This window comes from Chlorobium sp. KB01, assembly GCF_001975465.1.
GTDB lineage: Bacteria > Bacteroidota > Chlorobiia > Chlorobiales > Chlorobiaceae > Chlorobium.
In genome coordinates this window covers 15,442-38,508 of record NZ_MPJE01000027.1, presented here as the reverse complement: position 1 = coordinate 38,508, position 23,067 = coordinate 15,442, and the positions used below count along the sequence as shown (strand labels likewise).

Annotated in this window: 17 protein-coding genes; 6 read left to right on the top strand and 11 right to left on the bottom strand. The window is 51.3% G+C overall.

Features of this window, described 5'->3' with window-relative positions; all coding sequences use genetic code 11:
* The first annotated feature begins 220 nt into the window (after nucleotides 1–220).
* Complete coding sequence (locus BOO20_RS02765) at nucleotides 221–1,423, top strand: leucine-rich repeat domain-containing protein (RefSeq protein ID WP_076790382.1); 1,203 nt, start codon at nucleotides 221–223, stop codon at nucleotides 1,421–1,423.
* Between the two features lie 82 nt (nucleotides 1,424–1,505).
* On the opposite strand, the gene BOO20_RS02760 is transcribed toward BOO20_RS02765, so the two are convergent.
* The 3 genes from BOO20_RS02760 to BOO20_RS02750 form a co-directional block, all read right to left on the bottom strand.
* Nucleotides 1,506–3,440 (bottom strand): biotin/lipoyl-containing protein, encoded by a 1,935-nt coding sequence (locus BOO20_RS02760; protein ID WP_076790380.1) that lies wholly within the window; start codon nucleotides 3,438–3,440, stop codon nucleotides 1,506–1,508.
* Nucleotides 3,441–3,571: 131 nt separating this feature from the next.
* On the bottom strand, nucleotides 3,572–5,104 hold the full coding sequence (locus tag BOO20_RS02755) for a fumarate hydratase (RefSeq protein WP_076790377.1): 1,533 nt from the start codon (nucleotides 5,102–5,104) through the stop codon (nucleotides 3,572–3,574).
* A gap of 135 nt (nucleotides 5,105–5,239) precedes the next feature.
* The gene (locus BOO20_RS02750) at nucleotides 5,240–5,704 is read right to left on the bottom strand and encodes a universal stress protein (RefSeq protein ID WP_076790375.1); all 465 of its coding nucleotides are present in this window, start codon (nucleotides 5,702–5,704) and stop codon (nucleotides 5,240–5,242) included.
* Nucleotides 5,705–5,937: 233 nt separating this feature from the next.
* Here BOO20_RS02750 and BOO20_RS02745 point away from each other — a divergent pair, with 233 nt between their 5' ends.
* A complete protein-coding gene (locus tag BOO20_RS02745) occupies nucleotides 5,938–7,506 on the top strand; it encodes a bifunctional aminoglycoside phosphotransferase/ATP-binding protein (protein ID WP_076790373.1) in 1,569 nt (522 codons plus the stop codon).
* Between the two features lie 182 nt (nucleotides 7,507–7,688).
* On the opposite strand, the gene BOO20_RS02740 is transcribed toward BOO20_RS02745, so the two are convergent.
* The 8 genes from BOO20_RS02740 to BOO20_RS02700 all read right to left on the bottom strand — a co-directional run bounded on the left by BOO20_RS02740 (nucleotide 7,689) and on the right by BOO20_RS02700 (nucleotide 17,283).
* Complete coding sequence (locus BOO20_RS02740) at nucleotides 7,689–8,564, bottom strand: VIT1/CCC1 family protein (RefSeq protein ID WP_076790370.1); 876 nt, start codon at nucleotides 8,562–8,564, stop codon at nucleotides 7,689–7,691.
* Between the two features lie 31 nt (nucleotides 8,565–8,595).
* Entirely contained in the window at nucleotides 8,596–10,488 is a 1,893-nt protein-coding gene (htpG, locus tag BOO20_RS02735) for a molecular chaperone HtpG (RefSeq protein WP_076790368.1), read from the bottom strand.
* Between the two features lie 277 nt (nucleotides 10,489–10,765).
* Nucleotides 10,766–11,635, bottom strand: coding sequence for an N-acetylneuraminate synthase family protein (locus BOO20_RS02730; RefSeq protein WP_076790365.1), 870 nt, complete (start codon nucleotides 11,633–11,635; stop codon nucleotides 10,766–10,768).
* A 133-nt stretch (nucleotides 11,636–11,768) separates the two neighbouring features.
* On the bottom strand, nucleotides 11,769–12,287 hold the full coding sequence (locus BOO20_RS02725; protein WP_006365826.1) for an HAD family hydrolase: 519 nt from the start codon (nucleotides 12,285–12,287) through the stop codon (nucleotides 11,769–11,771).
* Between the two features lie 427 nt (nucleotides 12,288–12,714).
* Entirely contained in the window at nucleotides 12,715–14,103 is a 1,389-nt protein-coding gene (fumC, locus tag BOO20_RS02720; RefSeq protein WP_076790362.1) for a class II fumarate hydratase, read from the bottom strand.
* A gap of 191 nt (nucleotides 14,104–14,294) precedes the next feature.
* Complete coding sequence (locus tag BOO20_RS02715) at nucleotides 14,295–14,897, bottom strand: methyltransferase domain-containing protein (protein WP_076790359.1); 603 nt, start codon at nucleotides 14,895–14,897, stop codon at nucleotides 14,295–14,297.
* Between the two features lie 379 nt (nucleotides 14,898–15,276).
* Nucleotides 15,277–15,810 (bottom strand): inorganic diphosphatase, encoded by a 534-nt coding sequence (locus BOO20_RS02705; RefSeq protein ID WP_076790353.1) that lies wholly within the window; start codon nucleotides 15,808–15,810, stop codon nucleotides 15,277–15,279.
* 138 nt (nucleotides 15,811–15,948) lie between these two features.
* Entirely contained in the window at nucleotides 15,949–17,283 is a 1,335-nt protein-coding gene (locus BOO20_RS02700) for a sodium:alanine symporter family protein (RefSeq protein WP_076790350.1), read from the bottom strand.
* A 208-nt stretch (nucleotides 17,284–17,491) separates the two neighbouring features.
* Here BOO20_RS02700 and BOO20_RS02695 point away from each other — a divergent pair, with 208 nt between their 5' ends.
* The 4 genes from BOO20_RS02695 to BOO20_RS02680 all read left to right on the top strand — a co-directional run bounded on the left by BOO20_RS02695 (nucleotide 17,492) and on the right by BOO20_RS02680 (nucleotide 22,964).
* Nucleotides 17,492–19,087 carry a peptide chain release factor 3 gene (locus tag BOO20_RS02695; protein ID WP_076790347.1) on the top strand — a complete coding sequence of 532 codons (1,596 nt, stop codon included), beginning with the start codon at nucleotides 17,492–17,494 and terminating at the stop codon, nucleotides 19,085–19,087.
* Between the two features lie 162 nt (nucleotides 19,088–19,249).
* Entirely contained in the window at nucleotides 19,250–20,245 is a 996-nt protein-coding gene (locus tag BOO20_RS02690; RefSeq protein WP_076790344.1) for a DUF4351 domain-containing protein, read from the top strand.
* 248 nt (nucleotides 20,246–20,493) lie between these two features.
* Nucleotides 20,494–21,612 (top strand): nitrogen regulation protein NR(II), encoded by a 1,119-nt coding sequence (locus BOO20_RS02685; protein WP_076790341.1) that lies wholly within the window; start codon nucleotides 20,494–20,496, stop codon nucleotides 21,610–21,612.
* Nucleotides 21,609–22,964, top strand: coding sequence for a sigma-54 dependent transcriptional regulator (locus BOO20_RS02680; RefSeq protein WP_076790338.1), 1,356 nt, complete (start codon nucleotides 21,609–21,611; stop codon nucleotides 22,962–22,964). The genes BOO20_RS02685 and BOO20_RS02680 overlap by 4 nt, the downstream gene beginning before the upstream one ends.
* The last annotated feature ends 103 nt before the right edge of the window (nucleotides 22,965–23,067 follow it).

Here is a 23,067-nt window from a genome sequence, read left to right as displayed (position 1 = left end):
ACCTGCTCAGTTTTCGCCAATAAACAAACTTACTTTAACAAACAAAGAACACCGGTTAAAGGCAATTAGTTTATTCATCGTCATACCGGTAAGGTGAAGTGAAATAAAGCGTAAAATACCTGCATGAATTTTCTGATCCTGTATGGCGGTAACGCTTTTTTTCTTATTATTTAATAATATTCCACCCTTTCTCTTAATCAACGCAAGATGCCGTATAATTTTGGAGCAAAACACCTATAATCAGTGCCCGGTTTGCAGTTATCCGCTCACAGAGCAAAGTGCAGTATGTCCCCGATGCGGAAATGATATACTTGAAGATATAACCTCACTTGACGAGCAATCACAGGAACTTCACCGTCAGCATATAGAGGAGAAAAAGGCTGAATGGTATACCCGTTGCCTTACCGAAAAACTCAATTGCAGTCCAAACCATCCAGCGGGTCCGCCGGTTGAACAACCTCCAAAGGATAATGGACGGCATCTTTATTGCCAGTCTGATGAGATTGAATACCTTCGCACCATCTCAAGGGCAGAGCTGCTCCGTGAGAGCAGTGCCCGTAAAAAGTGGTGGCAGACCATGACTGATGAGTGGAAAGAGATCATCAAAACCACTCTGAAAGTTGTCCGTGAACCTTCCGAGCAGGAGCTGCTTGATTTTCTTGAAACCACACACCTTCGCTGTGACAATCGAAGAATTCACGACCTCCTGCCTGTCAGGGTGCTTGAAAAACTTCAGCAGCTCCGCTGCGATGAGTCACCTGTTTCAGATCTTGAACCGCTGGCTTCTCTTGAGAAACTGCAGCGCCTCTATGCTTTTGACTGCGACTTCACGTCACTTGATCCCCTGCGCAACCTGACAAGCCTCAAACTGCTCTGGATTTCAAGCACACAGATCACGACGCTTGAACCGGTCAGCAAGCTCTCCAATCTTGAAGAGCTCTACTGTTCCGAAACACCGATCAATGACCTTTCACCGCTGAAAAAGCTTTTCAAGCTCGAAAAGCTGAGCTGTTACAAAACCGGGATCTCCTCCCTTGCACCGCTCAGACATCTTGAAAATCTCATCGAACTTGGCATCAACAGCTCCTACGTTACCGACCTGTCGCCACTCTCCGGACTCGGCAACCTCGAATATCTCCGCTGCAACAAAACAGCCATCGAAAATATCGAACCGCTGCGTTCACTTGCCGGTCTTCGTGAACTGAGCCTGGCAAATACCCATGTCATGACCATCGAAGCGCTTGAAGAGCTCACCTACCTTGAGGAGCTTGACATCTCAAACACGCTCGTCTCGTCCATCGACCCTCTGATGCAGCTTCAGAACCTTGAAAAAATAGAGCTTTCGCCCGGCAACATCCCCCGTGACGAACTCGAACGCTTCATCGAACTCCACCCCGAGTGTGAAGTAATTCTCAGAAAGTAACGCATCACCCCTCTCCCCTTTTAACGACAAAACCCCCGATCTCAGGGGGTTTTGTCGTCTGCGCAGTAGATTTATACTTCTGCTATCCGATGGTCATCATAATCTCTCCCATGCCAATGGTATCACCCTTGGCGACCGTGATGGAGAGGATTTTCCCGGCGCAGGGGGCTTTGACCGGATTTTCCATTTTCATGGCTTCAAGGACGGCCACCTCTTCGCCCTCCTTCACATCATCGCCAACCTTGACGGAAATCGAGAAGACGTTGCCGGGCATGACGGCAAGTACCGGGGTGCCAGCGGCTACTGCCGAAGCGGCTGCTGGTGCCGGTGCAGAAACAGCGGGTTGCGTTGATGCTCCCTGGGGGTTGATGGATGAACCTTCGGCAAAGGTCACATTAAAGGGAGAGCCATCAACATAGACGGTAAAGTTACCGGCCATGGAGATAACTTTCGGTGCAACGGCGACAGGAGCAGCTTCTACAGGAGCAGGTTTGGAGAAGAGCTCCTCAAGGCGGTGATTGACCTCCTTCTGATGGATATCGTGCTTGTGCGCTTCGTGGTAGGCGGCAACCACCTCAGCTTTGGTTTTTGCCTTGATTTCAACCGCAATATCGGCCTTGTAACGGATACCGGTTGAGCAATCGCCCTGAAGGAAAGCGATACCCTTTGCTCCGCAGGTCGCTGCGATAAAGATGTTCTCGTCTGTCTGCGGAATATGGGCTTTCTGAAGCAGCGCACGGTTATACTCGATCCCAAGCTCCGGGTTGCGGTCGTTGATGTCGTGTACATCCTCCGTGGTCGGCTCAAGACCGAGCTGTTCGGATGCAAGCCTGACCACTTCGGGATCAGGGGTGGAAGGTGTGCGGCCAAAGTAGCCGAGCACCATCTTGCCATATCCGTCGGTAATCTTCTTCCAGTCACCCTGAATGGTATTGGCAAATGCCTGCTGAACATAGAACTGTGAAACCGGAGTTACCGATGCGCCGAAACCGCCTTTGACAACCACTTCACGCATGTTCTTGATCACATCGGGAAGCAGGTGCAGCGTGTTGTTGTCGCGCATCATCTGGGTGTTTGCCGTAAGGGCACCGCCGGGCATGGGTGAAAAGGAGATCACAGGATTGACCGCCGTTGCTTCGGGCGGCATATAGTATTTGTACATCTGATCGATAAAGAGCGCCTCGACCTCAAGATATTTTTCATGATCAATGTCAAGGGTATACTCGGTACCGCGAAGCCGCTGCCACATGGTGAGAATATCAACCTCCGCTGTTCCTCCGCTCACCGGAGCCATGGAGAGGTCAATAATGTCGGCTCCGCCGGTGATGGCGGCAAAGTTGCAGGCCACACCCATTCCTGCCGTATCGTGGGTATGAAACTGGATGATGGTCCCTTCTGGCAGCATCTTGCGCGCCCCCTTGATGGTCTCGTGAACAACAGCCGGAGTTGTGGTACCGGAAGCATCCTTGAAGGCTACACTGTCGTAAGGAATATCGGCATCAAGAATCTCCTTCAGCTTGTCGAGATAGAACTGGGGGGTGTGACAATAGGTCTCATGCAGCCCCGGAGGAAGACCCATCATGGCCACAACAACCTGGTGCTTCAGCCCGGCATCATGGATACACTGGCCGGAGTAGGCGAGGTTGCGGATATCCATCAGCGCATCGAAATTGCGGATGGTGGTGATACCGTGCTTCTTGAAAAGTTTGGCATGGAGATCGATAATGTCACGTGACTGTGAAACCAGACCGACGACATTGGCTCCGCGTGAGAGGGTCTGCAGATTGATATCCGGCCCGACAATCTCGCGGGCGGCATCCATCATGGTAAAGGCATCCTCCTCACAGTAGAAGTAAAGGCTCTGAAAGCGGGCACCGCCGCCTATTTCAAAGTTATCGGTTCCGGCATGAACGGCGGCTTCCAGTGCAGGCAGAAAATCCTCGGTCTTGACCCTTGCACCAAAACATGACTGAAACCCGTCACGAAAGGAGACGTCCATAAACCTTATTTTTTTCATATACTCCGTCCTCTCAGTTAAATTCTTCAATTATTGGTAATGCCCTGGTGATCCTCACCTCCGGACAGGCAGGAGAGAAACTCCACGGTTAAAACGTTTCTTAAACAGCCATACCGCAATTGCCGGAGAGCTCAGTGACTCTCTGTGGCAAATTTGCCGAGGCGACGCAGCGACTCCTCATCAATCTTGCTGTGCAGGCTGTTACCGTGCGAATCCATGGTCACAATAGCCGGGAAGGCGTTCACCTGCAAGTGCCACATCGCTTCAGGTACACCCATCTCCTCAAGAAAATCAACACCGGTCACCTTTTCAATGCACCGTGCATAGTACTGGGCCGCACCACCGATCGCGTTCAGATAGACGGCACCATGATCCTGCAAACCCTTGAGGGTTTTTGGTCCCATGCCCCCTTTACCGATGATCGCCCGCAGGCCGAGTTTTTTGATCACATCTGCCTGATATGGCTCCTCACGGCTTGAGGTGGTCGGCCCCGCAGCCGTAACGCGGTAGCTGCCGTCTGCATTTTTCAGCACAACCGGACCGCAATGAAAGAGCACTCCCCCATTGGAGTCGAGATGGGCAGGAAGGTCATGATGCATGATATAGTGATGGAAGGCATCGCGACCGGTATGCATTTCTCCATTGATGAGCACCATGTCGCCCACCTTGAGACTGCGGATCTGCTCTTCGGATATCGGAGCCTGGAGAACAACCTCCCTGCCGGTAAGGGGAATACCTTCACCCCTTGCCATTCTCTTGATCTCATCGCTGTCACGATACTGCCAGTGGACAATAGAGCCGTTTTCAGGGTCAAGCAGTACGCCAAGCCTGCGGTATGCCCAGCAGTTATAGGCCACCGAAACATAAAAACTTGCAGGTACCCGGTGTGATTTGCCGATTTTACAGCCAAGCAGGGTGGTCTTGCCGCCGAACCCCATGGGGCCGATCTCCATCGTATTGGCTTTCCGGAGAATATCCTGCTCAAGCAGGTCGAGCTCACTGTCGGGGTTGCGGTCGTCAATGCGGCGGAAGAGCTGCTTTTTGGCAAGCTCAAAACCGCTGGTACGGTCACCTCCAATGCCTACGCCGATAAAACCGGGGCTGCACCCCTGCCCCTGCGCCTGATAAACCGCATGCAGCAGACATTTACGCACCCCTTCAAGGTCACGTGACGCACTTCCGAGTCCGGGAATCTCCATCGGGAGCGAATACTGAATATTTTTGTTCTCACACCCGCCGCCCTTGAGGATCAGCTTTACCTCTATCTCACTCTTCTCCCATGGTTCAAAATGGATCACCGGAAAATGATCACCGAGATTATTGCCGGAGTTTTTTCCCGTAAAGGCATCCACGGCATTCGGGCGAAGCTTGCCGGATCTGGACGCTTCAGCGATGGCCTCCTCGATCTCCTTTTTCATCTGAAGCTGATCAACACCGCGAGGAGTATGAATAAAAAAGGTCGGCATACCGGTATCCTGGCATATCGGCGAAATATTGTCAACAGCCATATCGATGTTAACCGATATGGTAGACATGGCAAGACCTGCCTGTGAGGCGGGATCTTCCTGATCAATTGCTCTTGAAATTGCACAACGCACGTCACTCGGCAGATTTGCCGAAGTTTCAGTAATAAGCGTAAGTATGGACTCCCTGAAGTTTTTCATAGACTATGATAAAGCTATTATTTACAAGAATTTATAATAAAACATATCCATCAGCCCCCGGCTCGTCGGAATTACAACTATTGCGACCGCAACAGGTCAGGAATGAAGAAGAGAGATGCGATGTTCAGATGTACATCACTCGGCAACAACTTTGTCTGCAGCACTCTTTTTAACCAGGAGAACAGGAATATCAGAGGAACGGAAAACATCTTCAGCCACACTGCCCATCATCAGCCGTTGCAGACCGCTTCGGCCATGGGAGCCCATAATAATGAGATCAGCACCCCAGAGGCGGGCCTGCTCACTGATCACTTTGGATGCCTCTCCCCTGAGAATGCGTATATCGGCACTTAATCCCTTTTTTATCTCCGCCATCAGGAGCGTTGAAATATTTTCAGGGATAGCATCATCCTCTTCCGGTATAAGGCACTCCGGCGCATCACCTTCCGGAACCTTCACGCAGGGAGCCTGCGGAGTGACGATATGCAGAATCCTGACATGAGCACCAACCTGCCGGGCAAATTCAATGGCATAGCGAACAGCATTGTCCGAAGTGGCAGAATAATCAGCCGGGCAGAGTATCTTGGAGAGATGGATCATAAACGTAAGGTTAACCCGCGATGATAAGATGCCAAATATCCTTTCCGCAAAATCTTAATGTACATTTTTTTTCTTAATCCATGAGCATCTTCAGGCATAACCAAAGAGGATTGAGCAGCTTTCATTCATTGATTTTTCAGGTCAATCAGCCTGCTCACCTTTTCTGGCAACCTGGTTATATTGCATGAACTGACTCTTTGCGACTTTTGAGGCAAATCTTAACTCCACCCGATATGGAATCGCTGAGAGAAGCACTGACAAACCCCCAGGCTTACCCGCATAAAACCGGCACCATCGAGGTTGTTGAAACCCATATCTCCTGGATTTTCATCACCCGCGACTTCGCCTACAAGGTAAAAAAGCCGCTCGATCTCGGGTTTCTGGATTTCTCCACCCTCGAAAAACGCCTTCACTGCTGCCGTGAGGAGCTGCGGCTCAACCGGAGGCTCTGTCCTGAAATTTACCTTTCGGTTGTGCCGATTATCCGCCATGGAGAGCGACTTCTGCTTGATGAAGATGGAAACGGTGAAGGCGAAATTATCGACTACGCAGTTAAAATGGTACGCTTTGACCGTACCATGGAGCTCGACCGGATGATGGCTGCCGGAAAACTTCGCAGTGAGCATATTGACTCACTCTCGCTCCTGATTGCCCGTTTCCATGAGGGTCTCGCTTCCGCTCCGCCCGAAAGCGGATTCGGACTGCCGGAGAATGTGATCAAACCGGTGCTCAACAATTTTCTGCATATGGAACCGGTGCTCGATATAACCGGGGAAAAAAAGCGGATTGAAGCCCTCAAGGCATGGAGCCTTCAGGAGCATCAAGCGCGCCATCAACTCTTTCTGCATCGAAAGCGTAACGGTTCAATCCGCCAGTGCCATGGTGACATGCATACCGGAAACATGGTGCTCTGGCGTGAGCAGATCCTGATTTTTGACTGCATCGAGTTCAGCGAGATGCTCAGCATTATTGACGTCATCAGTGATCTCGCCTTTCTCTTTATGGATCTTGAGCATGCCGGGCTTATTGCTCTGGCGTGGCGCCTCCTGAACGGCTATCTGGCAGAAACAGGCGATTACTGCGCCCTGCCGCTGCTGCGCTTTTATGCCATGTACCGGGCCATGGTGAGGGCAAAAGTAACGGCAATCCGTTACAGCCAGACAACCGAGCCTGCGGCTGCGGTAAAGAGCCTCGAAGAGCACCGCTCATACCTTGAGCTTGCGGAAACATATACCCGGAAAAAAAGCCCCCTGCTCTGCATAATGTTCGGCGTATCCGGCAGCGGAAAAAGCCATCTGCTCACCGCTCTCGCTCCGGAAATACCCGCAATCCATCTGCGTTCGGATGTTGAACGAAAAAGGATCTCCGGACTCAAGCCGCTTCAGAGAAGCAAACAGGAGGGTACTCTGTCAATCTACACCGATGAGGTCAGCCGGGCAACCTACACACGCCTCCTTGAACTTGCGGAGCTCTGCATCAGTGAAGGTATTTCGGTTGTGGTTGATGCCACCTTCCTGAAAAGAGAACAACGCAAGGTGTTCATGGAGCTTGCTGCTCTTCGAAACACCCCGTTCAGGATTCTTCATGTTCATGCTCCGGAAACACTGCTCTTTGATCGGGTGCAGAAACGATTCCGTGAAGGGAGTGATCCCTCTGAAGCTGACAGTGCTGTACTCAAGGCGCAGCTTGTATCAATGGAGCCGCTCAGTGCAGAGGAAGAGGCCGTGAGTATATCGATAGATAGCTCTCTGGAGATCGATACAGGAGCCATTGCCAAGCAGTTGCGACTGCTGAGAAACTGAATGGATGATATGGAGGTGTCATTCCGACCGCAGGGAGAGATCTCTCATCTATTATTCGGGAGGGATTCGGGATGACAAAATGTCACAAGGCAGATACATTTGGCTGTATGCAAAAAAGCCGCAGCACAAAAAAGCATTGTGCTGCGGCATAAAAAAAAGAGACAGGGGAAAGTTACTGGTAGTTAGATGACAACCCCGAATGCATACCGTATCGCATACCCCGCAAGGAAACTCAGAGCAGCCACGCTGAAACTCAATCCGATCATCTCAAGGAAACGGCTCTTGAACGGCTCATCACGCACCACTGAAATATAGTAGTTGAAAAACCCGATGATGCAGATTGCCGCAAAAAATGCCAGCCCGAGGCAGATATACAGGTCCTCAAGGAACAGATAGGGCAGAATCAGCAGAAGCACCGTAACGATATAGGCAATACCGGTGTAGAAGGCGGCAAGAAAAGGATTTTTTCCACCCGGATCCGACTTGGTGGCAAGATAGCCGGATGCAGCCATGGAGAGGGCCGCGGCAAAACCGGTAATGGCTGCCGTCAACGCAACAAGAGTGGTATTCTGCAGGGCAAAGGTCAAACCGGCAAGCACACCCATCAATTCAACAAGGGCATCATTGAGGCCAAAGACAATCGCACCGGTATATTTAAGGCGATCTTCATCGAGCAGTGAAATAAGCGCCTGTTCATGCTCCTCCTCGTCACGGACAATCCCGTTGATCTCCTTGAATGAACCCGGAATCCGGCTGTAGGTATCATGCGCCCTGTGCTCCCCCTTCTCCATCAGCTTCAGGCCGAAGGTGAAACCGAAGAGCATGCTGACAAACGAGTAGAACCACACCTTGAAGCGTCCGGGAGCTATTTCTCTGCCGGTATAGCTCTTCCAGACATTGTAGTGACGCATCTCATCGTCGGCAATCTGGCAAAGGATGCGCCGGTTCTTCACCCCGCCCACCTTGTCGGAAAGATTCTTGTAGATGTAGTGCTCGGTTATCTCGTTTTTCTGAAAAACCGCCGCTGCCCGTGCCTCGAACTCCCTTCCCTTTTTCACAAAGTAACTGGTTAAAAGTTTGTAATGCCGCTTACCTTGACAGCGTTGCCGCCTCTATCAGTTCATTCATTCTCGATAAAAAGTCTGTTGTCGAGTCAAGACTTCCCTCAACAAGCAGCGCACCTTCATAGAGCTGTCGAATTGCCGTTTTGATCAGCGGATTCCCGGCGTTTGCGATAATCATACCGGAAATATTACGGATAATGGGATGAGCGGTGTTCACCTCAAGAATCCTCTTTCCGGCAGGCATGTTTATCCCGCCCTGCATCATCTTCATCATCTTCTCCATCTGGCTGTCAAGCCCATCCTTTCCGCTTACCAGCGTAACCGGAGAGCTGACCAGACGGTGGGATTCGATAACATCCTCGACACTCTCTCCAAGCGTATCACGGAAGAGCTGGAGCACCGGCGCAAGCAGATTGTCGGCAAGCGGCTCTTTGTCATCCTTCTTCTCTTTTGAAAAGTCAATATCGGCTTTTTCAAGCGATTTCAGGGGCTTTTTGTCATACTCATGAATTGAGGGGATAACAAAAACGTCAACCGGATCGGTGAGCAGCAGCACCTCTATCCCCTTCTCCTGGAAGTACTCAAGATTAGGGTGGGCAAGCAGTTGACTGCGGCTCGCCCCGGAAAGGTAGTAGATCTCTTTCTGTTCGCTGCCCATTCTTTCCGTGTACTCCCTGAGGGTCACGTAGCTGTCATCAGCGGTTTTTGTGCTCTCGAATCGCAGCAGCTCAATAAGCTTTTCGCGATTGGTAAAGTCCGTATTCAGACCGATTTTGATAATCGGGCCGAACGCCTTGTAGAAGGTTCTGAACTTTTCAGGCTGCTCCTGGGCCAGTGTTTCAAACCAGCCGAGAATCTTGCTGGTAAGAATCTGACGGATTTTGGCCATCACAGGGCTGGACTGCACAACCTCTCTTGAAACATTAAGCGAAAGATCTTCGGTATCGACCACGCCGGAGATAAAGCGCAGGTACTCCGGCAGCAGATCGCGGCACTCATTCTGGATCAGTACCTTCTTCACATAGAGCTGGGGTCCGCGGTTTTCAAGCTCGCCCTGACGGTAGAGCAGCTCGGGCGGAGCCTCGGAGGGCAAAAAGAGCAGGGACTTGAAGCTGACCATACCCTCAACAGAGATCGGCAGATAGTCAAGCGGATCCTTGTAGTCATTGGCAATGAACTTGTAGAACTCGTTGACCTCTTCATCCTTCAGCTCATTTTTTGAACGCTGCCAGAGAGCGGTGATGCTGTTCAGCTGCTTGTCAGCCAGATAGATCGGGAAATCAACAAAGTTGGAGTACTTTTTGACAATCTGCTCAACACGGTACTCCTCGGCAAACTCCTTGTAATCCTCTTTCAGCTTGAAGGAGATTTTTGTGCCCCGCTGAGCCCTCTCGATTTTTTCAATCGTATAGGTTCCCTGGCCGCTTGAACGCCACCGGTAGGCTTGTGAATCAGGCCTTGCACTGCGGGTTTCAACCGTTACCTCTTCGGTTACCATAAATACCGAATAGAACCCTACACCGAACTGGCCGATAAGATTGCCGTCAAGCTCTTTCTGCTGCTCTTTGAGCGACTGCATAAAACCGAGCGTGCCCGACTTGGCCACCGTGCCGAGATTGGCAATCAGCTCCTCCTCCGTCATGCCGACACCGCTGTCTTCAATGGCGAAGGTCAGCTCTTTGGAATCGATGGAGAGACGGATGGCGAGCTCTGACTCCTTGTCAAGAATATCCTGATCGGTCAGGGCATTGAAACGCACTTTGCTCAGGGCGTCGGAACCATTGGAGATCAGCTCCCGGAGAAAAATTTCAGGGTGGGTATAGAGTGAATGGACAATAAGATCCAGAAGCTGCTTCATCTCAGCCTTGTATTCAAACTCCTGTACAGGTGCGGTATCGTTTTTGCTCTTCTTGCTCATGATTGCTTTACGTTGTTTTTTTTGACTTGTGTTCCGGAAATTCCGGATAGCTGTTAGCATATTTCAGTGTCGCACGGCAGCAGAACTGCGCACTCCCCGGCTGAAAAAACAGACCGGATAAACGACGGGTAAATTTAAGGGAGGAAAATAAATATAACAAGCACCCGGAACAATTAATAGTGATGGCCGGGTAACAGATATATACACTGAATAAGCATGCATAAAAAAAGCCGGAACTGGCTTATTCCGGCTTTTTTCATGCTTTACTTTCCCGATTTCAGGAGCGGCGTAACTTCTTGCGAGCCGCTGCTTCTCCCTCATAGACACGCTTCACTCCGTCACCGAGGGCTTTTTCAATATCGCGAATGTTTGAAACCAGCCGCGACATACCCGATATCTCAACCGAGGCGGCCTGATCAGAGCCCCACATGGCCCGGTCAAGCGTAACATGGCGCTCTACAAAAGCCGCACCGAGGGCCACCGCCGCCCAGGTGGTGGAGAGCCCGACCTCATGACCGGAGTAGCCGATAGGCACTTCAGGGAAGAGCGATTTATAGGTCGTGATCATCCGGAGATTCAGCTCCTCAATCGGGCAGGGGTAGGTCGAATTGGTGTGGGCAATCATCAGATTGTCACGTCCAAGCTCTGTAATGGCCGTTTCAACCTCTTCCATGGTTGACATACCGGTTGAGATGGCAAGCGGCCGTCCGGTTGCCTTGGTTTTTTTCAGCAGCCCGAGGTCGGTCAGCGAAGCTGAAGCTCCCTTGTAACAGGGAGGATTAAACTGCTCCATAAAATCAACCGAATCCTCATCCCAGCACGATGCAAACCATAAAATCCCCTTCTCAAGACAGTAACGGTCAATTTCAAGGTACTCATCGCGCCCGAACTCGACCTTGTAGCGATAATCGATATACTTCATGCGGCCCCAGGGGGTATCACGCTCAATATCGCGCTGATCTTTCGGAACACAGAGTTCGGGTGTACGCTTCTGGAACTTCACCGCGTCACATCCGGCAAGAGCAGCACCCTCAATCAGCTTTTTGGCAACCTCCATCGAACCGTTGTGATTGATACCGATTTCAGCGATAACAAATACAGGTTGGCCGTCCCCTACTTTTCTGTTTCCTATCGTTAATTCTGCCATAAACAAATAATAAATGATATGATAAAACGAGCCTTGCCGTTGCCTTTAAGCGAATGCACGGGAATCGCAGTTATAAAAATATGCTCTCTTTACTGGTAAATACGTTCTATCCGTCAGCTGTAACCGGTCAGAATCAGGAGACTCTGAGATCAATCAGCCACTCGGCAAAATCCCTGAATGCGCCGTGACCTCCATCAGCTTTGGCCCGATAGTGAACACAGGGCTCTACAAAAAGCGTTCCGTCCTGGGGGCAGGCCGTCAACCCTTCCGGAGCAATAACATGCATGATCCCGATATCGTTTACATCGTCACCAATATAGGCAATTTCACAGAGTGCAAACCCTGTTTCCGCCTGCACGGTATCAAGCATCGCAACCTTGTCCTTGATGCCGAGATAAAGGTTCCTGATCGCAAGTTTCTCCGCCCGTTTTTTAATGCTCGGTGACAGCTCACCGGTCATAATTCCGGTCTCGATGCCTTCAGCCCTGAGCCGCTCAACCCCCATGCCGTCCCGGATGGAGTAGCGCTTCATCTCCTCCCCCCGCTCCGAATAATAGACCCCGTTATCGGTAAGCACGCCGTCATTATCAGAGAGCACCAGCTTTATCCGCCCTGCTCTTCTCCTGAGTTCTTCGATCGGCAGTGACAACATAGGTTAACGGGAAATTGGTTTTGAAAACAAAACAGTCGCCAATATATCACTTTTCCACCATATCACAGGAAGAAGCCGTAAAAAGATACATTTTTGCTTCTTTTTCAGATAAGGGCACTATCCAACGCAGTAACCGGGTTTCGGAACAAATAAATAGAGGGGTCCATAGGTTATCAACAATCTGTCCACAATTGATTACGCATCTTTCACCGAGCGCAAACAGCCGCAACTGACGCGGCCCGCAGAAAAGCGGTAATTTCAACTTATTATTTTACAACAACATAATATTTAACTGCAATCAAAACAGGAACATCACCATGTTAACGCTTACAGCTTGAAGTTCAAGGAAATCAACACTTTTCAACACATTCCGCCACATGTCAACATATACGTAAAATGAGCCACCGTTTCTTGCAATGAGCATCTGTCAACCGATCATTTTCCCTGGATCAACCCACCGGTCAAACTCCTCCGCTGTAAGATATCCTGACAGCACTGCTGCTTCGCGCAGCGTTATGGCCGAGTCAGCCGCTCGCTTCACAATTTCAGCCGCCCTCTCATAACCGATATGCGGATTCAGGGCCGTTGCAAGCATGAGCGAGCGCTCCAGATGAGCCGTAATGCGCTCCGGCTCCGGCTCAATCCCCCTGACGCAGTTGATGGCAAAGGAGAGAGAGGCATCCCCAAGCAGTTCAGCCGACTGCAGGATGTTGGCAATCATGACCGGCCCGAACACATTGAGCTCAAGATGACCCTGCATGCCTCCAACGGAAAGCGTAACATCATTGCCTATAACCTGTGCGCAAACCATGGTGAGTGCCTCCGCCTGTGTCGGATTGACCTTGCCCGGCATAATCGACGAACCCGGTTCATTTGACGGCAGGCGAATCTCGCCGATTCCGCAGCGGGGGCCGGAGGCAAGCAGACGGATATCGTTGGCAATTTTCATCAGGCTGACCGCCGCCTGTTTCAAGGCCGCATGGGTTTCAACCAGAGCATCGTGTGCGGCTGTAGCCTCAAACTTGTTCTCCGCACTCACAAAGGGGTGTCCTGTGAGCTGGGCAATGGTCCGGGCTACTTTTTTGGCATACCCTTCCGGGGCATTGAGCCCGGTTCCCACCGCCGTTCCACCAAGCGCAAGCTCGGTCAGATGCGGCATGGTATTGCTGATGGCAGCAAGCGCATGATCAAGCTGGGAAACATAGCCCGAAAACTCCTGTCCGAGCGTTATCGGTGTAGCATCCATTAAGTGCGTACGGCCGGTTTTGACAATATCCATGGTGGCTTCCGAAAGCACCGAAAGCTCATGGCGGAGCTGCTGCATGCCCGGAATGGTTTTCCGACCGATCATGCCGTAAGCCGCAATGTTCATCGCCGTCGGGAAAGCGTCGTTGGATGAGTGTGAGAGGTTGACATCATCATTGGGTTTCAACAGCCGCTTCCCCTCCCCGAGTCGTTTGCCGGAAAGAATATGGGCACGATTGGCAATCACCTCGTTGACATTCATGTTGGTCTGGGTACCCGATCCGGTCTGCCAGATCACAAGAGGAAAGTGGTCGTCCAGCTCCCCGGTAATGATCTCGTCGCACACCATGGCAATGGCGTTCATCTTCTCCACATCGAGCACGCCAAGCTCACAGTTGGCAATTGCCGAAGCTTTTTTCAGATAACCGAACGCCTCAATAACCGCCTTCGGCATCGAACCCGGAGGCCCGATCCTGAAATTCTCAAGCGACCGTTGGGTCTGAGCCCCCCAGTACCGATCCGCCGGCACCCTCACCTCACCCAGAGTATCCTTTTCAGTACGGTATTTCATCGCTCTGTCGTTTTAAAGTGATCTCTCATTAAAAGCACTCTGTTTCTCACGTAACATATCTACCTCTTAAAGTTACGCGAACTCTACCCACAAACGCAAAAAGCGGGCATTGCATGAAAACAGTGACTGCCTTTCTGACGATAGTCGAATATATGAGCAGTTCAGTGCAGCGAAGAACCCAAGGGGCCAATCTATCCCGGGAAATGGATTGAGGCCAGATTACGCAGCTCCGGTTCCGGTATCATGGTCGTGACAGCAAGTGCCCACAGGTCGAAATAGGGAGCACTTCGCCTCCGGAAGGCAACCATGGTAAATCCGGCAACCCGCAGCGTTCCGGTCAGCACCTTTTGTGTAAATCCGCAGCGATGGGCCATGTACTCCTGACCCCTGGCCAGGGAGGGACGATGACCATAAAGGATGTCAAGAGGCGAAATCGGACCTGCCGGTGAAACATAAGCCTGATCGGTAAGCTTGTCATCAGCGATCAATGCGGCAACCGATTGCAGATCCGGACAGGTAATGACTGCAAAGCCTTCAGGGTTGAGTACACGCCTGAACTCGGCAAGTGCAACAGGAACCTGGTGAGCATAGAGATGCTCGATACTGTGGCTTGAGAATACAGCATCAACTGATGCACTCTCAACGGCGGACATATCCGTCATGGTACCGATAATATCAGGAGAAACTGCTGAATCAATATCAAAACGCAGCTCTGACCATTCCGGAGTATTGAATCCGCGAGTTGTCTGGCTCTTCTTGCGGGGTCCGCATCCGACATGGAGAAAACGTTTCATCGTTGTTTGGAGATGGTGGTCTGGAGGATGATGGATGTAATCAGATCAAAAGCACAATAAAAAGAAATCAATTCTCAAGCAAATCAAACCGTGTTCCGGCGATAGCCAGAACCAGCTCGGCAGGTTCGGCAATCACTACTGCCAGAAAAGAAAAAAAGCGGGCACTGCCTGAAAACAGTGACCGCCTTTCTGACGACAGTCGAATATATGTGTGTGCGCAAGGATAAACCTCATCTGGTTCCGCTAATTTATTGTCGTGAGCGGTTTGAGTGCGAGGCAGACGGAGCGGAGAAACCGGAGTGTACATGAGAGTACATGAGGATTTCGAGCACCGGCCAACGAAGCAATCAAATCGCGCAACAAATAAACAGTGGGACCATTAAGAGAATACCTTGATATAGTTGTCAATCGAATGCTTCACGCACTCACGGGCGACCGCTGCATCCTGGAACTCTTCGACAAGCACCGTCTTCTCTTCAAGCGCCTTGTACTCCTCAAAGAAGTGCTTGAGCTCGGAACCGAAGTAGGGTGGCAACTGGTCGATGTTGTGGACGTTGCTCATGCTGACATCATCCTCGGCAACTGCGATGATCTTGTCATCACCTTCGCCATGGTCAACCATGCGCATAACACCAATAACCCTTGCGCGTACCATGCACATCGGAACAATGTCACACTGGGATATAACGACGATATCAAGCGGATCATGATCATCACCAAGTGTTCTCGGGATGAAGCCGTAGTTTGCAGGGTAGAAAATGGAGGAGAAAAGAACACGGTCAAGCTTCAGCATTCCGGTTTTCTTGTCGAGCTCATACTTGGTTTTACTTCCTTTTGAAATCTCGATAATGGCGTTGACAACATTCGGCTGACCCTCTCCAATCTCAACGTCGTGCCAGGGATTAAAATTCATGGTATGACTTGCTTATTTGATTAATAAAACGGTGTGCTATTATACCATTTTTTTTATAACCTCAAGGGGTGAAAAATCCGGAAATCAGGATTATTTCACCCCCCTGAAAAGCGATGGCAACTTCTTTTAAAACTCCCCTCACCTTTCGGCTTTCGGACGGGAAAAATAGTCTTTGGTTTCGGCGGCAACGACAGGGCTGAGCACGATAAGGGAGACAAGGTTCGGCAGCGCCATAAGGCCGTTGGCAATATCGGCAAAGGTCCAGACCGCCTGAAGGGATGCCACGGAACCAACCATGACGGCGGCAACCCAGAGCCAGCGGTAGGGCATGATGAGTTTTTTGCCGAAGAGGTACTCTATCGCCTTTTCACCGTAGTAGGACCAACCAAGAATGGTTGAAAAAACAAAGGTGAGAAGGCCGAAGGTCAAAACGGCATTGCCAATATAGGGCACCTCGGTAAAGGCTGCGCTGGTAAGCTCGGCCCCTTTCAGACCGCTCTGCCACATGCCGGAGTTGACCACCACGATCCCGGTTGCAAGGCAGACAACAACAGTGTCCCAGAAGGTACCGGTCGAAGAGATAAGCGCCTGTTTTACCGGATGTTTGGTCTGGGCCGCAGCGGCTACAATCGGAGCGCTGCCGAGGCCCGACTCGTTGGAGAAGAGTCCCCGGGCAATACCGAAGCGCATCGCCTCCCTGACACCTGCTCCGGCAAATCCGCCGATAGCGGCCTGACCGGAAAACGCCGATGAGATGATAAGCTGGATGGTATCCATGATGGTCTCATGACGGATAACAAGCAGAACAACACAGCCAAGAACATAAAAAATTGCCATAAAGGGCACAAGGTACTCACAAACCTTCGCAATGGAGCTTATTCCGCCGATAATGACAATGGCGGTGATCACGGTGATCACGGAGCCGGTTATCCAGGGGGAGATGTTGAAATTGTGCTGCACCATAACCGCAATGGAGTTTGCCTGCACCATGTTGCCAATACCGAATGCGGCAACCGAGGTAAAGAGTGCAAAGAGCACTGCAAGCCACTTCATCTTCATCGCCTTTTCAAGCACATACATCGGCCCGCCGGAAACCGTGCCATCCTCTGCAACCGTGCGGTACTTCACCGAGAGCACCGCTTCTGCATATTTGGTGGCAATACCGAAGACGCCGGTCAGCCACATCCAGAGCACCGCACCGGGGCCGCCGGCGGCAACCGCAGTGGCAACTCCGACAATGTTGCCGGTTCCGATTGTGGCGGCGAGGGCGGTAACAAGAGCGCCGAAATGGCTGATCTCCCCTGCGCCCTCTTTCGATCTCGTAAAGGACATCCGGATCGCCGTAAAGGTGTATTTCTGGATAAAGCCGAGCCGGAAGGTCAGGAATATATGGGTTCCGAAGAGCAGAACAAGCAGCGGAACACCCCAGACATATCCGCTGATCTGATCGAGAATTTTTTCAAGTGAAGCCACATTACCCCCATTAATGGTTAGATGATGATGTATGTTATTTTCCGAAAATAACTAATCGAGAGCAATCCCGCGACAGTAAAAGCATCCTGCCAGCCCGGATTCTTTTTATTGCCCTGCTTCTTTGTATCTTGGCCCACTCTTCAGACCATTTTTTTACAACACCCTGCCTGGCAGTCATGAACTGAAAGCAGGAGCACGAAAACACGCAATGGATTTAATAAAGGAAACCGCACGGCGGAAAACGTTTGCCATCATAAGCCACCCGGATGCGGGTAAAACCACACTGACCGAAAAATTTCTGCTCTTCGGCGGCGCCATCCAGACGGCCGGTGCTGTAAAAAGCAACAAGATCCGCAAAACCGCTACCAGCGACTTCATGGAGATCGAAAAGCAACGTGGAATATCGGTTGCCACCTCGGTCATGGGGTTTGAATTTACAGGAAAAAGGGTGAATATTCTCGACACTCCCGGTCACAAGGACTTTGCTGAAGATACCTACCGCACCCTGACGGCAGTGGACAGCGTCATTCTCGTCGTGGACTGCGTCAAAGGCGTTGAAGAGCAGACCGAGAAGCTGATGGAGGTTTGCCGCATGCGCCACACCCCGGTCATCATCTTCATCAACAAGATGGACCGTGAGGGGCGCAACCCCTTTGAACTGCTTGACGAGCTTGAGGCAAAGCTTCAGATCAACGTCAGGCCGCTCACCTGGCCGATCAGCCAGGGGCAGAGCTTCAAGGGGGTATATAACCTTTACAAAAAAGGGCTCAACCTCTTTGAAGCCAATACCACAAAAATCAGCGAAAGCATCATCAAGGTCAGCGACCTGAACGATCCCGAACTGGAAAAATGGATTCCGGAGAGCTTCTGCCGGAAACTTCGCGAAGATATCGCCCTGATTGAAGGGGTCTATGAACCCTTTCATGAGGAGACCTATCGTGACGGCCTGCTTGCTCCGGTCTTTTTCGGCAGCGCCATCAACAACTTCGGCGTCAAGGAGCTGCTTGAAACCTTTCTCACCGTGGCCCCAAGCCCGGATGAACGTGAAGCGGCAGAACGCATTGTCAGGGCTTCGGAACCGGCGATGAGCGGGTTTGTCTTTAAAATCCACGCCAATCTCGACCCGAATCATCGAGACCGCACCGCCTTCTTCCGGATCTGTTCCGGCAGTTTTGAGCGCAACAAGTTTTACTACCACACCCGGCTGCAGAAAAAAATCCGCTTTTCAAGCCCGACCCAGTTCATGGCCAATGAAAAAAGTGTGGTTGACGAGTCGTTTCCCGGAGACGTGATCGGCCTTTACGACAACGGTTCACTGAAAATCGGTGATACCCTTACCGAAGGCGAGGAGCTTCACTTCCGCGGTATCCCGAGCTTCTCTCCGGAGATCTTCAAGGCGCTCGAAAACCGCGACCCGATGAAGGCCAAACAGCTCGACAAGGGGATACGCCAGCTCACCGAAGAGGGGGTCGCCCAGCTCTTCATCCAGCACGGAGCCCGCAAAATTATCGGCACCGTCGGCGAACTCCAGTTCGACGTCATCAAATTCCGTCTGGAACACGAGTATGGTGCCCAGTGCGACTTCACTCCCCTGCGCTTCCACAAGGCATTCTGGATAACCGGCAGCAACAAGGAGATGCTTGACGAGTTTCTGCGCCGCAAATGGAATGCCATTGCGCTTGACAAGGAGGATCATCCGGTCTTTTTTGCCGAGAGCGAATGGATGATGAAAACCGCACGGGAGGACTATCCCGACCTGGAGTTCCATACTACCTCGGAGTTCAAAACCGAAGGTTCGAAATAAGGGGCTCTACATCCTTGCAATGGGGATGATAGCACTGCATAAAAGGGGGTATTTTGTTTTCAGGATTGTCGAAGATATATTTGAGTTTATAGCGACGGACTGTGGATTGCTGCGGAATATGACAGGTCTGTCGAATGTACATACCTGTATACAGCGTAACGTATGGATACTTCGAGCGACCAATACGATACCCCCTGGAAAAAGGCTATTGAGCACTACTTCCAGGAGTTCATGGCATTTTATTTCCCGGATGCCCATGCTGAAATAGATTGGTCAAAAGGTCAAATCTTTCTGGATCAGGAGCTGCGGGCCGTGGTTCAGGATGCCGAATTAGGAATGCGTTTTGTTGACAGGCTGGTCAGGGTCAATGTACTGAATGGTGATGAAAAATGGATATACATTCACGTTGAAGTACAAGGGGCAATGCAGGCTGAATTTGCCAAACGCATGTTTGTCTACAACTACAGAATTTATGATCGATATGACCGGCCTGTAGCCAGTTTGGCGGTACTGGCTGATGAGCATAAGCAATGGAAACCAACCTCTTATGGTTTTTCCGTGCTGGGATGCACCCACGCCATCACATTCCCGGTGGCCAAGTTGGCCGATTACGAAAACAAACTTGATGAACTGCTGACATCGGATAATGCTTTTGGATGGATTACTGCAGCGCACATCCTGACTCAGCAGACCCGAAAGAAGCATCAGGAACGCTACGAAGCAAAACTCCGTTTGATAAGAATACTCTATCAGCGTCAATGGGATAAACAACGAGTCATTGATTTATTTTGTGTTGCAGATTGGTTGATGCAACTGCCGGAATGGCTGAACAGCATGATCTGGCAAGAACTTGAAACAATCGAGGAGAGACAAAAAGTGCAATACATTACAAGCGTAGAACGAATCGGAATGGCCAAGGGGATGGCCAAGGGGATGGCCAAGGGGATGGCCAAGGGAGAAGCAGAAGGAATAGTCAAAGGCCGTGTTGAAGGCGAATCCAGATTACTGAAAAGACAGCTTGAACGCCGCTTTGGCCTTTTGCCTCAGTGGGTATCAGAGCAGTTAGGAAGTGCCAAAGAAGAGGAGTTGGAGGCATGGAGTGAAGCTATTCTCACTGCCCCGACACTTGAAGCTGTTTTTGGAAAAACCGACGTATAGTACACGACAAAAACATGACGCTATCCATCCCGCAATCATTCAGAGAGGTTTTATCATGAAAATTCAGTTACAGGATAAAATGCATGTCCTGTCTGTTGATCATAAATCGAGTAATATCAAAGGCTTGAATAAACTGGCAGGTTCAATAAAATTCTTAAGCGTTGATCCGTTAAAATTTCAGGAGGAGCAACGAAATGAGTGGAGTATAGTTAACTAAACTACAGAGACTGCGCACAGGGCCGGAACACATGGAAACAGCAACACGCATCCGGACGCTCTCACTGGCAGCCTCGGTTATCGCCATCAGCCTGCTGCACTACCTGACGCCGCTCCAGCTTCCCTATCTGCACGACATCTTCCAGCGGCTCTACTATCTGCCGATCATCCTGTCGGGGCTCTGGTTCGGCTTCCGGGGCGGTCTCTTCTGTTCACTCTTCGTCAGCATCCTCTACGCCCCACATATACTCTACCAGTGGGGCGGCCACCCCGGCATGGAGATGGAAAAATATCTTGAGATACTGCTCTACAATACAGTCGGAATTGTCACCGGCATGCTCTCGCAACGGGAACGGGAAAGAACCGGAGAACTCCAGAAAAGCAGCCGCGAGTTGACCGAGTCCTATCGCAAACTGCAGAAGCAGTCAACAGAGACCATCATCATAGAAGAGCAGTTACGGCGCGCCGAGAAGCTCTCCACCCTGGGGGAGATGGCCTCAGTCCTCGCGCACGAGATCCGAAACCCCCTCAGCTCCATCCGCGGAACTGCCGAAATCCTCCGGGACGACTACCTGCCCGACAACCCCAAACATGAGTTCATCGATATACAAATCCGCGAGACCGAACGACTGAACCGGGTGGTGGAGGAGTTTCTGCACATGGCGCGCCAGCAGCCGATGGCGATGAAGCCCTGCCGGGTGCAGGATGAGCTGGAGACCATCGTAACCCTCGTGATGAACGATGCCCGCAAACGGCAGGTTGCACTACAACTTCAGCCGAACGCTGTTGCAATGATCGTTATGGCCGACAGCGAGAAGCTGCGCCAGGCATTCCTGAACATCATCATCAACGCACTGCAGGCAACGCCGGAGGGAGGGCGCATCACCATCTCAACAGCACTCGATCAGCATGCATTCTGCGAAATCCGCTTTTGCGACAGCGGCCCGGGCATTGAAAAAGCGGTTCTGGATCGTATTTTTGAACCGTTCTTTACCACCAAACCCGATGGAACGGGACTTGGTCTTGCGATCACAAAAAACATCATTGAAAACCATAAAGGAACACTGCTTGTAGAGAGTGAAGCGGGGAATGGCACAACCGTCACCATCAGACTTCCTTTGCTCCTGGCAGATTCGGGAGAAGCAACGTGAAAGCAAAAATACTTGTCATCGACGACGACACCTCACTGCGCAGGGTGCTTGAATATAACCTTCAGGAAGAGGGGTATGCTGTAGAGGCCGCTGCTTCAGGAGAAGAGGGGCTGGCACGACTTGAGGAGTTCGGGCCGCATCTGGTTATCACCGACATGAAAATGACCGGTATGGATGGCATGAGGGTGCTCAAAACTGTTCGGGAACGATCTCCGGAAACGCTTGTGATCATCATCACCGCCTTCGGAAGTGTTGATGCCGCCGTGGAAGCGATGAAAGCCGGCGCCTTCGACTATATCACCAAACCCTTCAACCGCGATACGCTCCGCATCACGGTCAGAAAGGCATTGCAGTTCTCCGGCCTGAGCGAGGAGAACCGCCGACTCAAACGGGTACTCTCCGACAGAGAGGATTTCCGCACCATCATCGGTTCTTCAAAAGAGATGGAGCAGCTCTTTGCGGTGATCCGCAAGGTGGCTGACACCGAGGCTTCAGTACTCATCACCGGTGAGTCCGGCACAGGCAAGGAGCTGGTTGCCCGCTCCATTCATGCCGGAAGTTCCCGCAGGGATGGTCCGTTCGTTACCATAAACTGTGCCGCCATTCCCCGCGACCTGCTTGAGAGCGAGCTGTTCGGCCATATCAGAGGTGCGTTTACCGGAGCAATAAAGGATAAAACCGGAAAATTCCAGCTTGCCAACGGCGGGACCCTCTTTCTTGACGAAGTCGGTGAACTGCAACTTGAGCTGCAACCGAAACTCCTCAGGGCACTGCAGGAAAAGGAGGTTGAGCCGGTTGGCGGCTCGAAGGTTGAAAAACTTGATGTCCGGGTCATATCAGCCACCAATCTTGATATCGACCGGGCTGTGGAGGAAGGCTCCTTCCGCGAAGATCTCTACTACCGACTCGCCGTCATCCCTCTCCATCTTCCCCCGCTTCGCGAACGACGGGAGGACATTCAGCTCCTTGTCCGCTATTTCTCATCAAAACATGGAGGAGAAGCGGTCACCTTTGAGAAGAGCGCGCTTGCATTGCTGAAGGAGTATGACTGGCCCGGAAACGTGCGTGAGCTTGAAAACACCGTCGAGCGCATCCTTATCATGCGAAACAGCGATACCATAACCGTGGATGAACTGCCCTCCAAATTCCGGGAGAAGAGAACGACGGGCCGCGCCATACTCCGGCTGCCGGAAGAGGGGTACCCGCTTGAACAACTTGAACGGGAAATTGTGGTTGAAGCGCTTGAACGCAATGGGTGGAACCAGACCGCTGCCGCCCGCTTTCTCAGAATACCCCGCCATACCCTTATCTACCGGATTGAGAAGTATGGTATCGAACAGCCCGGGAAATAACCGGATCCGGCGTTATCTCCTGCTCTTCACGTCGCACTTCTCCTCCAGCAACATGGAGAATAGTCAACCCTGAGTGTAGAATATTCTCCATATCTTTCATCAT

Excerpts from the sequence above, each read along its gene's own strand:
- BOO20_RS02760 (WP_076790380.1), bottom strand. The coding sequence starts at position 3,440 with ATGAAAAAAATAAGGTTTATGGACGTCTCCTTTCGTGACGGGTTTCAG.
- BOO20_RS02755 (WP_076790377.1), bottom strand. The coding sequence starts at position 5,104 with ATGAAAAACTTCAGGGAGTCCATACTTACGCTTATTACTGAAACTTCG.
- BOO20_RS02750 (WP_076790375.1), bottom strand. The coding sequence starts at position 5,704 with ATGATCCATCTCTCCAAGATACTCTGCCCGGCTGATTATTCTGCCACT.
- BOO20_RS02745 (WP_076790373.1), top strand. The coding sequence starts at position 5,938 with ATGGAATCGCTGAGAGAAGCACTGACAAACCCCCAGGCTTACCCGCAT.
- htpG (WP_076790368.1), bottom strand. The coding sequence starts at position 10,488 with ATGAGCAAGAAGAGCAAAAACGATACCGCACCTGTACAGGAGTTTGAA.
- BOO20_RS02730 (WP_076790365.1), bottom strand. The coding sequence starts at position 11,635 with ATGGCAGAATTAACGATAGGAAACAGAAAAGTAGGGGACGGCCAACCT.
- BOO20_RS02725 (WP_006365826.1), bottom strand. The coding sequence starts at position 12,287 with ATGTTGTCACTGCCGATCGAAGAACTCAGGAGAAGAGCAGGGCGGATA.
- fumC (WP_076790362.1), bottom strand. The coding sequence starts at position 14,103 with ATGAAATACCGTACTGAAAAGGATACTCTGGGTGAGGTGAGGGTGCCG.
- BOO20_RS02715 (WP_076790359.1), bottom strand. The coding sequence starts at position 14,897 with ATGAAACGTTTTCTCCATGTCGGATGCGGACCCCGCAAGAAGAGCCAG.
- BOO20_RS02705 (WP_076790353.1), bottom strand. The coding sequence starts at position 15,810 with ATGAATTTTAATCCCTGGCACGACGTTGAGATTGGAGAGGGTCAGCCG.
- BOO20_RS02695 (WP_076790347.1), top strand. The coding sequence starts at position 17,492 with ATGGATTTAATAAAGGAAACCGCACGGCGGAAAACGTTTGCCATCATA.
- BOO20_RS02690 (WP_076790344.1), top strand. The coding sequence starts at position 19,250 with ATGGATACTTCGAGCGACCAATACGATACCCCCTGGAAAAAGGCTATT.
- BOO20_RS02685 (WP_076790341.1), top strand. The coding sequence starts at position 20,494 with ATGGAAACAGCAACACGCATCCGGACGCTCTCACTGGCAGCCTCGGTT.